Origin of the sequence: Acinetobacter defluvii (genome assembly GCF_001704615.3) — a bacterium.
Lineage (GTDB): Bacteria > Pseudomonadota > Gammaproteobacteria > Pseudomonadales > Moraxellaceae > Acinetobacter > Acinetobacter defluvii.
Window position 1 is genome coordinate 450,218 of record NZ_CP029397.2, and the last position, 15,108, is coordinate 465,325.

The 15,108-nt window shown below is 38.3% G+C and carries 8 protein-coding genes; 6 read left to right on the forward strand and 2 right to left on the reverse strand.

The genetic code is table 11. From position 1 onward, the window contains the following. Positions 1-207 precede the first annotated feature (207 nt). Together pap and DJ533_RS04490 are read left to right on the forward strand one after the other, a co-directional pair. On the forward strand, positions 208-1,626 hold the full coding sequence (pap, locus tag DJ533_RS04485; protein ID WP_065994013.1) for a polyphosphate:AMP phosphotransferase: 1,419 nt from the start codon (positions 208-210) through the stop codon (positions 1,624-1,626). A 142-nt stretch (positions 1,627-1,768) separates the two neighbouring features. Then, positions 1,769-2,449 (forward strand): helix-turn-helix domain-containing protein, encoded by a 681-nt coding sequence (locus DJ533_RS04490; protein WP_065994014.1) that lies wholly within the window; start codon positions 1,769-1,771, stop codon positions 2,447-2,449. A 50-nt stretch (positions 2,450-2,499) separates the two neighbouring features. On the opposite strand, the gene DJ533_RS04495 is transcribed toward DJ533_RS04490, so the two are convergent. After that, a complete protein-coding gene (locus DJ533_RS04495; RefSeq protein WP_065994015.1) occupies positions 2,500-3,012 on the reverse strand; it encodes a hypothetical protein in 513 nt (170 codons plus the stop codon). A gap of 174 nt (positions 3,013-3,186) precedes the next feature. Here DJ533_RS04495 and DJ533_RS04500 point away from each other — a divergent pair, with 174 nt between their 5' ends. The 3 genes from DJ533_RS04500 (at position 3,187) to recD (ending at position 12,468) form a co-directional block, all read left to right on the forward strand. Beyond that, positions 3,187-6,873 (forward strand): exodeoxyribonuclease V subunit gamma, encoded by a 3,687-nt coding sequence (locus tag DJ533_RS04500; protein ID WP_065994016.1) that lies wholly within the window; start codon positions 3,187-3,189, stop codon positions 6,871-6,873. Between the two features lie 3 nt (positions 6,874-6,876). Continuing rightward, positions 6,877-10,629 carry a UvrD-helicase domain-containing protein gene (locus DJ533_RS04505; RefSeq protein WP_065994017.1) on the forward strand — a complete coding sequence of 1,251 codons (3,753 nt, stop codon included), beginning with the start codon at positions 6,877-6,879 and terminating at the stop codon, positions 10,627-10,629. Positions 10,630-10,716: 87 nt separating this feature from the next. Next, positions 10,717-12,468, forward strand: coding sequence for an exodeoxyribonuclease V subunit alpha (gene recD, locus DJ533_RS04510; protein ID WP_065994018.1), 1,752 nt, complete (start codon positions 10,717-10,719; stop codon positions 12,466-12,468). A gap of 649 nt (positions 12,469-13,117) precedes the next feature. Here recD and DJ533_RS04515 read toward each other — a convergent pair. Continuing rightward, complete coding sequence (locus DJ533_RS04515; RefSeq protein ID WP_065994124.1) at positions 13,118-14,416, reverse strand: serine hydrolase domain-containing protein; 1,299 nt, start codon at positions 14,414-14,416, stop codon at positions 13,118-13,120. A gap of 261 nt (positions 14,417-14,677) precedes the next feature. On the opposite strand from DJ533_RS04515, the gene rpsO reads away from it, so the two are divergent. Then, a complete protein-coding gene (rpsO, locus tag DJ533_RS04520) occupies positions 14,678-14,947 on the forward strand; it encodes a 30S ribosomal protein S15 (RefSeq protein WP_065994019.1) in 270 nt (89 codons plus the stop codon). Positions 14,948-15,108 lie beyond the last annotated feature (161 nt).

Consider the following 15,108-nt stretch of genomic DNA (forward strand, 5'->3'; position numbering starts at 1 on the left):
TCATAATCACAGTTTATCTGAACAACCATGACGGTATTGCTTGAAGGTGACTGAAATTAAGTCAGTTGTTTCTCTATTTTGTTCGTTTTACGCAATTTTATCGGGGTTTAAACGTTATAAAAAGTGATACAAAAAATGTATTCAGCCTCAAAAAATCTTTGTAAACTTGAAAAAGTATAACGAAAACATAAGAAAAGAGCTGAATTCATGCAAAAAAATGAATCTTCATGTGAACTGGTTGATGCAGATCAACTTTCCGTAGCGTTGATTGAAGCCCAATATGCTTTGAAAAATACCCGAGGACAGAAAAATGCCAAAAGTTTGGTGATTTTGGTCAGTGGCATTGAACTTGCAGGAAAAGGTGAGGCAGTCAAACAATTGCGTGAATGGGTAGATCCACGTTATTTACGTGTCAAAGCAGATCCTCCTTACATGATGCAAAAAGATCGCGCTTTTTGGCAACCTTATGCGCGCTATATTCCTGCAGAAGGGCAGATTTTGGTGATGTTTGGCAATTGGTACAGTGATTTATTATCAACAGCTTTGCATGTTTCTGCACCGATGGATGACACATTGTTTGATGCTTATGTGGCACAAATGAACGCATTTGAGCAAGATTTAAAAAATAATCACGTTGATGTCATTAAAGTTTGGTTTGATTTGTCTTGGAAATCGTTACAAAAACGTTTAGACAAAATGGATGCTGAAGATCAACGTTGGCATAAACTACATGGTTTGGATTGGCGAAATAAAAAACAATATGACAATGTGCAGAAGTTACGTCAGCGTTTTACTGATGATTGGCTGATTATTGATTGTGAAGATGAAGAAATTCGAGATCAAGAATTTGCTCAATACATTTTAAAAAATTTAAAACATCTTCCAAATTATGTGACCCAAGTAAAAGAAAAATGGCAACAAGCTGAAATTCCAAATGAATTACTCAAACCTTCTACAGAGGAGATGGATGAGGATGAATATAAAGCCGAATTAAAGAAACTCACGAAAAAAGTCGCTGAAGCGATGCGTTTTGATGAGCGAAAAGTGATTATTACTTTTGAAGGCATGGATGCAGCAGGGAAAGGTGGAGCGATTAAGCGTATTGTCAAAAAATTAGACCCACGCGAATACGGCATTTATACCATTGCAGCCCCAGAAAAATATGAATTGGCACGACCTTATTTATGGCGTTTTTGGACGAAGCTGTTAGAAGATGAAAAGATTTCGATCTTTGATCGCACGTGGTATGGACGAGTTTTAGTTGAGCGGATCGAAGGTTTTGCCTCACCTGTTGAATGGCAACGTGCGTATGATGAGATTAATCGTTTTGAAAAAGATTTAACTGATAACCAGTATGTAATCGTGAAGTTTTGGCTTGCCATCAGTAAAGATGAACAAGAGGCACGTTTTAAAGCACGTGAAGAAACCCCACATAAGCGTTTTAAAATTACGGAAGATGATTGGCGTAATCGGAGTCATTGGGATGATTATTTAAAGGCAGCAGCAGATATGTTGCAACGTACACATACTTTTTATGCGCCTTGGCATGTAATTTCGACCAATGATAAATATACTGCTCGGATTGAGATTTTAAAGGCGATTTTAAAACAATTGAAAGCTGATTGATACTTTAAATAAATCCTTAAAGTACATTTAGACGGTTTTAGAAATTTTAAGTAATGTTGTCAGATTACTGTCGGGTGTCTGTCGTGTTAGTCATATTAAGGTATAGCTAGAATGAATTATTCTTAACAAGTAGGATTCTATTATGACTCAGCAACAAGCAAGAATAATTAATAATGATGAATTGGCAATATTAGTCAAAGTGCTGAGAGATGCTCGTAAGTGGACACAAGAGCAGCTCGCTGAAATATCAAATTTAAATATTCGAACAATTCAAAGAGTGGAAAATGGCGTGTCTGCAAGTTTTGATACCCGTAGAGCATTAGCTAGATCTTTTGAGGCAAGTGATATTGACTGTTTTAATAAGGCTCATGTATTTCCAACTCAGGAAGAAATTGAAACGGCAATCCACAAAGCTAATACAGAGTATTTAATATTGGATGCTAGAGAATTAAGAACGGGTCGGTTAGTGGGTGATTTAGCAGAATGGTGTCGAAGTGATATGAGTACGTGTGATTTCGAGTTACCGTTCGAAGTTCAACATGCTTATGCTGAATTTTTGGATTTATTTCGAGATTTTAGAGATTGTGCTGAGTTATATAGCCAAGTGGAAAAGCTAACTATTTATAATTCATTTGATACCTATTTAAATATAATTCAATCAAATGGATTTTGTATAAAATATGCTAAGCGAGCAGCAATTTTAAAAGCAAATCAAAGTGGCGAGATTGATTTACCATTGGATATTGTTTACTTAAGTATTTTTCCTAAAAAACAAGTACCTGATCAATTTTCAGTTGCTCGGAAAATAAGTTTTAAATTTTAAAATGAAAAAAAGCGGATTTATCATCCGCTTTTCACGCTTCAATAAATCTATCAAGAATATTTCACAATTTTCTCTTTTTGTTTATTTTGAATCCCTTTTGCTAATTTATAACATTCTTCCACATGCGCCTCAGCGACTTTTTTCATCACGATATAACCTAAACTCGCTGCAACAAGAGACCCACCTAATGGGATAAACTTGGTCACTTGTTTGGTAATGACTTTTGCAGCCACATTATTTAAAGATGATTTGACCGCAGTACGTGCCACCACTAAACCTGAAAACTCAAAACCACGTTTGCGTAATTCATTCCAATGAATTTGTTTGGTTTTTGGATCATATACACTGATTTGATCTGGCGCTAAGCCAAAACGTGCATTAATCTCAGGAATTAGCTGCGATAAAATACCAACATCAATCACTACATCAAAAAAAGGAATCGGGATCACAGCAGCACCTGCTGAAAAATACGCCCGTTTTTTAACCAATGCTAAACATTCCTCTCGAATATTTTCTAAGTTTAAACTTGGATCGATTGAATCAGGAATTTTGTCGATTTTCATAAAAAGTAACTCTCCATCAAACTGTTTATAATATTTTGTCCCAAAGCTGATTCGCTTGGTTTTTTAGAACATTTTCGTGCGAACTATACTGTAAAAATGGCATATTGTGTTTAAGATGTATAGTAATGAAAGTTTATGATTTTGTGTTTATTTACATAAAGAAAATGAGGAAATATGGGGATTCATGTTATTCAAAGCCAATCGATTGATATATTGGTTCAAGGTGTTTTACAAAGTGCCAGTACCGCTTCGAATGACCCATTTTCAGTTTTAAAGCCACAACATTTTATTGTGCCAACCCCTGCAGTACAAGAATGGCTTACACAACGCTTATCTGAGCAGCGTGGTGTGAGTGCCAATACTGTGTTTCATCAACGAATCCGTGGCTTTCAATGGTATGCCTATAAACAGGTTTTAAACGGTGAAGATGACCGTGTGGGTAAAGCCAACGTGCCACGCTTGATCATGAAATGGCGTATTTACCAGACTTTAAAAGAATTTATACAAACGCCTGACAATGCCTTAGCCACAGAGCATCCACTTCATCCCATTATTCAACGTATTTATGATGCGGCAGCGCAGCTTGAACAAGGTCTAGAAAAACAGCTCAAAAAACAAAGCATGTTGTATTGGGTGGCAGAGCAAGTGTCTTTGCTGTTTAGTAACTACATGATTTATCGTGGGCAATGCCAACGGGGTTGTGCTGAGCCGTGTACCTGTCCAAGCAATTGGCTGGGACAATGGGGACAAGGGCGTGGGTTGAACATTGAACAGCAATTTTTTAAAACGGATCAACAGCTTTCTGCCTTTCAGCTCAACCAAGCACAAGAACTAGAACAATGGCAACGTTGGCTGTGGGTGCATACTTTTCATGATGATTTTGTGGAAATGGGTTTGATCGATAATTTGTTTTGGGAAATTCTCGATAATCCTGATCAACGTCACAAAGCCTTACAGTGTTTGCCTGAAAAAGTAGTGGTATTTACTTTGTTAGATTTGCCGCCACAGCAGTTGGATTTTTTAAGACGTTTAGGGCAGTACTTAGATGTTATTATTTTACATTACAACCCATCTCAAGAATATTGGGCAGACAGTGTCGATCCAAACTGGAAAAAACGCTATGACTTGGGAGTAAAAGAACGCTTTATTGCTAAAAACCCCAAAGCTACAGATGCCGATGTACAGCGGTTTTTTGATGAATTTACCTTAAATTTTAATGCTGAAATTCGTGAGTCACGTCATCCTTTGCTGACCCGTTTTGGTAAGCAAGCACGAGATCATTTTTCATTATTGTCACAGCTTTCTTCTGGTGAGGAAGGGCAGTGGGTCGATGCGTTTGTGAATGAAGAACCGAGTCATCTACTAAGCAAATTGCAATCTGATATTTTGTATTTGCTTGAGCCAGAAACACATGCTTATGCTTTAGATCCACAAGATGATTCGATTCAAATCCATGTGTGTCATTCTTCTTTAAGACAGTTGGAAGTTTTAAAAGAGCAGTTGATTCATTGGCTTTCACAAAGTACAAAAGAACACCCACGCCGCCCAAGTGATGTTTTGGTTTTAGTGCCAAATTTAAAAGAAATAGAGCCGTTGATTCGCAGTGTATTTCCACATATTCCGCATCAGGATAGTATCCATGTACCTGCAAAAATTGCAGGTGTCACTCAGCTGGATGTGGACAATGCTTGGCGTGCAGTTTTGGGCAGTATTGAATGGGTACAAGGGCGTTTTACGGTTGAAGATTTTTCAGATTGGATTAATTTAGAAGCGACACAACTGCGTTATGGCTTGGATGTCGCCAATACTCAACGCATATTAGCGCTTTTGATCCAAGCAGGTTTTAAACGAGGTTTGGATGCAGCGCATTTACAACGTAGCTTAACGGAGGATGATCAAGATTTTCGTTTTAGTTTTAAATTTGCCTTAGATCGTTTGAGTTTGGGTGTCGCCATTCCTACCCATCAAATTTTTGCGGATACTTTAAGTTTTGAAAATGTGCTCTCCAGTGATTTTGAACTAATTGGCATCTTGATTGAAATTTACCAAGATTTTGCAGCACATCGGGATTGGATAATTCAGCATGAGCTGGGACAAAGTAAAACCGTTGAAGAATGGTTGAATTTATTAAGCGTCGAGGTCTATAAATTCATTGATACAGGTGTTGAAGTACTCAAAGTGGTACTCGATGCTTTAAACCTACAACATAAAATGCTGCGACATTCGTATTTGCGTTTGGGTAATCAACAACAAGATGCCAATCATTTAAAAGGTATTCATTTGCCTTTACCTTATGTGTTGGCAGAAATCCAAACCGCATTATCCACACAATTGGCTCAAACCTTACCGACGGGTGATATTACGTTCAGCCAAATTGGGCAAATTCGCCCATTGCCCTATAAATTGGTGGTCATGTTAAATTTGGACAGTGGTAAATTTCCAACACGTAACCAACATATTCCTTTTGATTTGATGGAAATATTACGTCCACAATTGGGCGATCGTTCGCGTTTAGAGGATGATCAAGGTGCATTTTTAGATACTTTGCTGTTGGCGCAGGACAGTTTATGGTTATTTTACAATGGCTTTGATGTGAATGATGGGGAAGTCCGTGATCCTTCTAGCGTTTTGCAAGAGTTGGTTAGTCATATCGCTTTGATTAGCCACACTTCAAATCTTCCTGTAGAAAAGATACCAGAACTTGTCTGTATAAATGGCATTGAAATTCCTGAGAATATTCGTTCGCTCTATCATGTGCATGCATTACAACCTTTTGAGCCACAAGGCTTTTTGGAAAATACTGCTGTGCGTTATCAAGACCAGTGGTATAACGTTGCCCAATATTTACAACAATCATCAAGTTTGGAGCAACGAGAAGCGTGGGTAAATACGCCTTATCCTGTGGTGCAAGAGAGTATGACGATCTTAGACGCAGGGCAATGGATTCAGGACATGGTATTTCCTGCGAGGTTGTATTTAAAAACTTTGGGTGTACAGAATTTAAAGTCACAGGATGTGCCTGCACAAGTTGAACCTTTGGTATTGGATGGTTTGGCACGGTATCAAATTCGTGATTATTTACAAAAAAAGTATTTACAAAAAAATCAAGTTGTCACTGACAAAGAGCAGTTTGGTTTACTACAAGATCAATTGCCGATTGGTAAAGCCCAATATAGTGCTTGGCAAATCAGTGTCATGGAACAAGACAACTTAAAAGCACGTTTAAAACAATATGCAGACAGTGTAACTGCGACCACTCAACGGCAATGGCGTATTTCTGTTGATGTCGTGATGAATATCAGTGTCCCTCAACAATTTGCCCAGCATTGGGTCAGCCTAAATGCATCGAGTGGACGCGCAAGTCGGCGTGCTAAAGTTTGGCTCGAATATTTACTTTGGTTGAGTTATCTCAATTTGGACGAAGCACAATCGGCAAAACTGCAACGAATCGCTTTGTTTAGTGATATCACCATTATCAATACAGGGGTAAGCTCACAACAAGCCAAAGCATATTTGGCAGAATGGTTTAAAGCATATGCTTATGCACAATCTGAACCTTTGGTGTTGCCTGCGGCATTGTTGTTATTGTTGGCTGAGAAAGGCAAAACACTGGAGTGGTTAGAGGATGAGCAAGCTCAAATGCAACTTGCAAACTTGCCTGATTTACTCAAGGAATGGAATAAAAGTGATGCATTTTTACCATTCGCATTAGAAGATATGGAATGGAGTAAAAAACATTCTGATTGGCAATTTATATTACAAGAACAAGATGCAACTGCATTATTAAAATATGCCTGTGAAAAATTTGCCTATGTACTGTATCAACCGATTTATCAATACCAGTTTATGGTGGAGGAATAAGTTATGCACCCAGTTTCACCACCGAAAAACCAATTAAATGCGCCTAAAAAGGTATCCATTCAACCCATTGCAGACATGCAGTTTGCAGGTTTACATTGGATCGAGGCATCTGCAGGGACAGGCAAAACTTATACACTTTCAAGTTTAATGGTGCGTATTTTTCTTGAAAAATATTTACCTAATCAAGTGATTGCAACCACTTTTACTCGTAAAGCAGCTGCCGAGTTAAAAAGCCGTATTCGAGCAAGATTACAGGAAACTTATCGTTATTTTGATGGGTGTCGTAGTCTGACAGAACAAGAGATTCTTGCTAAAGCTGCTCAAGAAAATGACCCGCTGTTTGCCAAAGTTTTAGTGACATTTGCGACACAAACTGCTTATGCCTGTGAACGTTTAAAGTTGGTGATTGATCAGTTGGATGAATTATTTGTTGGGACTTTAGACAGCTTTAGCCAAAAACTGTTACGTGAATTTGCCTTTGAAAGTGGCAAGATCGAACGTGCCGAAATTACCGATGATGCAAAAAGTTATACGTTTCAACTCATTCACGATGTTTTGCGAGAGTGGATTCAAAAGCAACCGCAAAATATGATTGATTATTTAATCTTAAATAAAAAACTCAAATCTCAAGATGTGTATGTAGCAGTAGTGGAAAATAGTCTGAATTTCACCTCAGCCAAATTACAAGAAATCCAGCCGCCACACATTGATCTTTCACAATTTGATCAGGAGGTTCAGGATTTATTGACACTGGATGTAACCCAGATTGAAAGTTTGTCTGATTTTTATTTAGAAAATGGGCAACATCATAAGATCATTGGTAAAAAATGGCGAGATCATGGCAGAATACAGTCACTTTTGACTGAGCAGCTACCGCGCTTGATCGCTGCAATTCGTCAACAAGGTATCTATAGCATCTTTGTCGCACAACATGCAGATACCTTAAAAGCCTTAAGTGAGTTGACCACCAAAAAAGTTTTAAATAAATGTTCTGAGGATATTCTGCAAAGTTTTGAACAAAATGCGGTGATCCTGAACTTAAAACAATTTATTGAGGCATTGACACAACTCCGTGGTGATTTGGACACACTAGACAGTTATTTGCAATTTCATCTGGCAAGTGAAGTCAAAAAACGTTTGCCACAAGTGCTTCAACAAAAAGGTGAAACCACTTTTGCCCAGCAAATTCGTACACTTGCTGAGTCATTACAAGGTGAACAAGGGCAGCGTTTTGCCAGTTTTATTCATGCACGTTATCCCTTGATTCTTGTGGACGAGTTCCAAGATACCAACCAAGACCAAGACGATATGTTGGCACAGATTTGGCGTCATCCGAGTCGGGTGAAAAATGGATGTATGATCATGGTGGGTGACCGTAAACAAGCGATTTATGGTTTCCGTGGTGGCGATATGTTGACCTTTTTAAAAGCACATCAAGATGTGTTTGGCAAAGACGGAAATGCCTACAATTTGGTCTATAATCATCGCTCTGTTCAGCCTTTGGTTGAAGTGATAGACGCATTATTCCAACGTCAAACCGATTTTGGTGAGCAAGTTTTCTATACGCCAGTACAAGCAGGAAGTCGCCCACATCCAGACTTGATTGATCATGGACAGATTAATCCTACACCTTTACGTTGGTTACAGTTAGAGGATAAAAATACCGAAGCGGAACAAGTTGCTTGGAAGATTCGGGATTTGCTGAATCAAGCCATTCAGGGTGAGCTTTACTTTCAAGAAAAGAATGGCAATCGGGCTTTAGATGAAAATGATATTGCGATTTTATCTAAAAATCATGATGGTTTAGACAAAGCACAGTCTGCCTTAGCATTTTTAGGGATTCGTACCAATCGACCTGCTAAAAAAAGTGTATTTAGTAGCGCACTTGCTCAAGATGTTGGCGCAGTATTGACTGCTATTATGTATCCTTATGATGAAGCCAAAGTCAAACGGGCTTTACTGAGTCGCTTAATGGGATTTGACTTAAAAAAACTGATTAAACTTGAGCAAAAAGCCGAAGGTCTAAGTCATTATATTGAACAATTTGATTTGATCCGTGAGATGTGGCTAAAACAAGGCTTTTTAACAGCTTGGCAATACGCCTTGACCAAGTTTAAGGTTTGGACAAATTTAGTTGCTAAACAAAGCCGTGATAATGAACGTGTTGTGGTGAATTTACGTCATTTAACTGAACTGTTGAGCCAGCACAGTGAGCGCTATCAAGGCGCACAAAATCTCTATCATTGGTATTTAAAGCAACTGACTTCACCGATGGAACGAGAATGGGAATTAGAGCGTAAACTGTCAAATGATGCAGGTGTACAGCTGATGACCATTCACCAGTCCAAAGGTTTGGAGTTTAAAATCGTATTTTTATTGGGTGCGGATAAGGACTTTCGTGAACCCAATAAAAGTTTAAATTTTTCTACTCAAGAAACTTTAAATCCCCAAACAGGACAGATTGAACAACAACGTGTTGTGGCTGTGAATGATAAAAATATTTTAAAACCTGAGGCGATTCAACAGCATGACGAACGTGCGTTGGCAGAGCATCATCGTCTTTGGTATGTGGCACTGACACGTGCCAGCTATCGTGTGTATGCCATGATGCAAGATGATGCTGGAAAATCAACTACAGGCTTAGCATTTTGGCGAGGGCATCCTGCGCAATCTTTTCAGCATGTGGGTTGTGTTGTAGAAGATTTATTGACCCAACGACCAGTTGCGCTTAAAGCCAAAGTGATTGAAAACTTTGAAGCAATCGAGGCAATGCCACTGCCAAATATGCGTTTTTATTCTAGAACTAAAACCAGTTTTAGTGCTTTGGCGCAACATCTGACGCGTCAGCAAATTCAGGATGCCTTGGCAGTGACAGAGCCGAGCAGTGCGGTTGCAGAAGATGAAAGCTATATCCATCCTCGTATTAAAACAGCTCAGCAAGCAACTGTACCGATCGCATGGATTAAAGATAATTTTCCGATGGGAACAACGGCGGGAACATTTTTACATAAGATTTTTGAACATCTTGATTTTCAAAATCCAGAGACATGGACGACTGAACTGAAACGCCGTTTTGCCAATGAAGATCAAAAGCTGAAAAATGAATTGCTTGAGAAATATCAAAAAGTATTTGCTGAGCCACAAGATGAAAAAGACATTGAACCTATATTGATTCAGATGATGCAAGATTGGTTGCTGGATGTCTTAGACACACCGATTTTGGATGATTTTAAACTTAAAAAACTCAGTCATACTCAGCGCTTAGCCGAATTTCCATTTCATTTGGCATTGGCAGATCGGGTGCTGACTATTCAACGGATTCATGCTTTATTTGCTGAGTATGATATTCAAATGCCTGAGTTTAAGGACGCTTTTGCTGCACGTTACTTAAAAGGTGAAATTGATCTTGTATTTTATGATGGTCAGAAATTTCATATTGCCGATTATAAAAGTAACTACTTAGGTGCTGATCAGCAACAATATAGCAGTACTGCGATTCAGGAGAGTATGAGTTTTGCCAGTTATTGGCTACAAGCAGCGTTGTATCTCGTGGCATTGCATCGTTACCTCAGTGTTAAATTAGAAAATTATCAGATTGATCAACATTTAGGTGGGGCAAGTTATTTGTATTTAAGAGGCATGAATGGGCAAGAAGGACAAGGCTATCATTATTGGCGACCAAATTCAGAATTTATTCTTCGATTAGATGCAATATTGGGCTATTTTGCTGAGGATAAACTTAGCAATATTGCATGATATTTTAAATGAATCTCTATATAAACAAAGCACTAGTTTGTGGATAAGTTTGTTGAAAACCTTGTAGATAACTCTGAGGATAACTGTGTGGAAAATAGTCAAAATTTAGAAAATGAATTACCTCAATGGGTTAGCAACTGGACAAATTATCTATTAAAAACCCAATTCCAAGATGAAAAAATACATGAAAATTCATTTAAATTAATCAGTGACATTTTGATGGCTTCTTTGCAAGGAGACAGTTGCTTAAAACAACAAAATCGAGATTTACACGGTTTAGAATCATTATTCATTACAGAAAATCAAGCCCAACAACAGCAGGTTGCACCATTTGTCTTTAATGATGAGTATTTATATTTATACCGTTATTGGCAGCTTGAACAACGTTTAGCGCAGCAAGTCATGCGCTTAAAACAACAAAATATACAAGCCATTAATACTGAAAATTTTGATGATTTGTTAAGTGATGTACATCAAAAAAATGCACTGAAGATGGTTGCAAAAAATGCTTTTAATATCATCACAGGTGGACCTGGGACAGGAAAAACCTATACCTTGGCACGAATTATTGCGGTTTTACATCAAGCTTTACCAGAGATTCGTATTGCGATGGCAGCGCCAACGGGTAAAGCCGCACAGCGTATGGGAGAAGCTCTACAAAAATCTTTAAATGATCCCAAACTACAGCAGTTTGGACTACGTTTAGAGATGTTTAATCCTGTGACGATTCATCGATTATTAGGCTTAGGAAATCAGCATATTCCACGTTTTTATTTGACACAACCTTTGCCTTATGACGTGATCGTGGTGGACGAAGCTTCGATGTTGGATTTAAATCTCGCGACTATGCTCTTTGAAGCGTTACCTGAACATTGCCGATTGATTTTATTGGGTGATGCCAATCAGTTGGCTTCTGTAGATGTGGGTTCGGTTTTAGCTGACTTACAGCAAGTTCCAGATTTAAAACAAAATCGAGTAAATTTAGTGACGACCCATCGCTTTAAACAAGATGCTGCGATTGGTAAATTAGCACAGTTTATTCAACAAGAAGCGATTGCAGACATCGGGATGCCACAACTTTTGCAACAGTTTGAACAGAAAATTGTGGTTGCAAGTAAGATTCAACATGTTGAGCTTAAAGCAGACATGCAAGATGTCATTCAGTTGGAATATTTGCCTGAAACGATCTCGACTACTGCCTATGCAGATTATTATCAAAAATTAAGTCTAGGTTTTCAGGACTATTTTGACAGTCTAAAAGCGTATTTGGATGATCCTGAGCCATCAGAAAAAATCAACAAGGTTATTCAAGCTTTTGACCAATACAGAATTCTAACAGCAGTACGACATGGTGAGTTGGGTTTAAACGCAGTAAATGTTGAAATGGAGCAAGCTTTATTTAAAGCTATTCCACATTTATATCGACAAGGAGACTGGTATATTGGACGTCCTGTGATGATGGATTACAACGATTATCAGCTTGGTTTATCCAATGGAGATATTGGTGTGTGCTTTAAGCATCGTCAAAATGCTGAACAGTTTGAAGTGTATTTTCCAAGTTTAAATAAATGGGTGCTGGCTTCACGTTTACCGAAGTCGATTCAGACGGCTTTTGCACTTACGATTCATAAATCACAAGGCTCTGAATTCCAACATACGATGGTGATTTTGGACACACCTGCACAGAAACTATTGAGTCAAGAGCTACTGTATACTGCGATCACTCGTGCTAAATCGGCAGTAAGTTTATTGGTGCAAGAAAATGCTTTTTATCAAGCTTTAACTGTTGCTACACAGCGACAAAGTGGATTGGTTAAAAAAATTAAAAATCTGCATTAATTGTTAATTAAAACTTAATAAAGTGACTTTTGTAAGAAATAGCTTACATGAATTCAAGATATTGACGCATAGAGCTAGCGTAAAGATTTTGAGATGATGGCTACATAAAGAGCTTGGTATGGAGCACTAAGCAAAAATCGCACAATAACAATAATTTAAAGTCGAGAGACTGCGAACTTACATGAAGTAGGGCATAAAGAGGAAACTTACAGCCGCTAAGCCTTGTAGTTTTGGGAGAGACTACAGGGCTTTTTTATGTCTATGTGATTTACATAAAATCAACATAGTATACATAATGTACGTTTTTTCTTACAAAAATATAAGAAAAATGCGACTTCCATCATATTTTGAATATGTCATGATGTGTTCATAAGGAAATCATAGATTAGATTGGGTTGAGTGAAGCACGGATGAATACACATTTATAAATGAACAGCAAAATAACAATAAAAATAAATAAAAAAACAAAAATCAGAAAATAACGAAACTACAGCGCAATGGAAAAGCCCTTAGAGTAATCTAAGGGCTTTTTCTTAACTATAACTTAAAAATCAGAAGAGCTAATATCAAGTATTTCACAACATGGAGAACATGAGTCGCAATACCCTTTCATTCAAAATAAGTCTAAGCTTTATTTAGACTAAGCCCTTTAAACCAAATCAGTTTCAGTCGCATCTGTACCAAATAAACCACGACGTTGTTCTTTAGAGATTTTTGGACATTGTCGTGAGATTTGCATCAGAACATTTGCCAAAGTCGGTAAGTGTGTACCAATGACAGATTTTCCTGTATTTAAAATACTCACACTAATATCACGTTCAGGATCTGCCCAGCATAAGATATTGGAGAAGCCAATATGTCCAAATGCCTGTCCTGTAGATGGACCAAAAATACCCACAGGATTACTTCCAAGCATTGGACCAAGTGCATAACGCATAGGCGCAAGCAAAGTGCGATCTATACTGGTCGATGAAGTCGGTAACGTTGCTCTAAATACAGTCTGTGGGCTCATGATTTGCTTGCCATTATATTGACCACCATTGAGCAGCATTTCAAAAAAACGGTTGGCTTGCTCAGCGCTAGTATAAATATTTCCTGCAGGACAAACCGTATCCATAAAACGTTGGTCATTGGTGACATTGACGGCGAGTTCTAATCCCCCTCCTAAGACATGATCAAGGTATAAATCAGTGCCGAGTTTGGGATGTATACCTGTTGCAGCATTGAGTGCCACTTGATCACGAAATTCTGGTTGAAGCCCATAATTAAAATAATCCATACCCATTGGTTTTTCGATATGCTCATGTAAAAACTGACGAATATCTTGTCCTGTGACCCGTTCAATCAATTCACCTAAAATATAGCCTGCTGTTACCGCATGGTAAGCCAAGTGTGTGCCTGCGGCTGTGATCGGCTTAGCCGCACAAAGGTGTTGTAAAATTTGTTCACGGTCAAACAAGAGTTCAGGCGTGACTTCTGTTTCGATACGGGGAATACCGCCACGATGTGAGAGTAAATGGAAAATCGTGGCACGGCGTTTGCCATTTTGTGCATATTCAGGAATGTAATAACTGATGGGATCTAGTAGGTTTATTTCCCCTGTTTCATCCAACATATGAATCAGCATGGCTGTTACGATTTTAGATGCTGAAAATAAGCAAATCGGAGTATCTGGATTTGCAATGGCGGCATCCCGACTTAAGCCTTGTGCGGTATTTCCTTTGACATAGCCAATGCTGCGATTCAGCATGATTTGCCCTTGCCGTCGAATACACACACTAATGAGCGGGTGATTACCTGTTTTATAAAGTGCTTCAACACTACGCCAAATGGTTTGCACTTGTTTTGGATTCATTCCTCCAAGTTCGGCATTTACTTCATCTTTGGCTTGAGTGATGCTATTTAGGTCTTTCGGCACATAGCAAGTATTGGTTGAAAATATTTTCACAATGTTTTCCATTTTATTTTTCTAACCAAGCAGTCTGCCTTTCAGTACTTCGCTTGTCAGTGTCCGAACTGCCTAGACATTGTCATAAATTTGCAAGAGCTTTGTGATCAAGTTGAAATATTCTCAGGATAGTTTTGCAATCTGAGGGTAGTTCCTTTAAAATAGTCGACTGCTGTAGTGATGCACGGCAGTTGAATTGGTTTTGAAGAATCAATTTGATTTGTATCAAATATTTAAATTTAAGCATCTCGGAGAAATCGAATGGCTTTAACAAACGCAGATCGCGCAGAGATCATTGCAAAATTCGCTCGTGCTGAAAACGACACAGGTTCACCAGAAGTTCAAGTAGCTTTATTGACTGCACAAATCAATGACTTACAAGGTCACTTCAAAGAACATAAACACGACCATCATAGCCGTCGTGGTTTGATTCGTATGGTTAACCAACGTCGTAAGCTTCTTGACTACCTTAAAGGTAAAGACTCTACACGTTACAGCGATTTGATTGCTGCTTTAGGTTTACGTCGTTAATTCGATTTAAACTTTTATTTTCGGATTATTGCATGACCAATGCTGTACTGATGAAAACTAAAGTCTGTCTAGCTTTGGCTAGATAATGGAAGGGGCGAATATTCGCTCCTTCTTCGTGTCTAAATTGTAGGTTTTATAAATGATGGTCTAGTGAGGTCGGC

Coding starts and splice junctions, on each gene's coding strand:
- rpsO (WP_065994019.1), top strand. CDS start 14,678: ATGGCTTTAACAAACGCAGATCGCGCAGAGATCATTGCAAAATTCGCT.
- DJ533_RS04500 (WP_065994016.1), top strand. CDS start 3,187: ATGGGGATTCATGTTATTCAAAGCCAATCGATTGATATATTGGTTCAA.
- DJ533_RS04495 (WP_065994015.1), bottom strand. CDS start 3,012: ATGAAAATCGACAAAATTCCTGATTCAATCGATCCAAGTTTAAACTTA.
- pap (WP_065994013.1), top strand. CDS start 208: ATGCAAAAAAATGAATCTTCATGTGAACTGGTTGATGCAGATCAACTT.
- DJ533_RS04505 (WP_065994017.1), top strand. CDS start 6,877: ATGCACCCAGTTTCACCACCGAAAAACCAATTAAATGCGCCTAAAAAG.
- DJ533_RS04490 (WP_065994014.1), top strand. CDS start 1,769: ATGACTCAGCAACAAGCAAGAATAATTAATAATGATGAATTGGCAATA.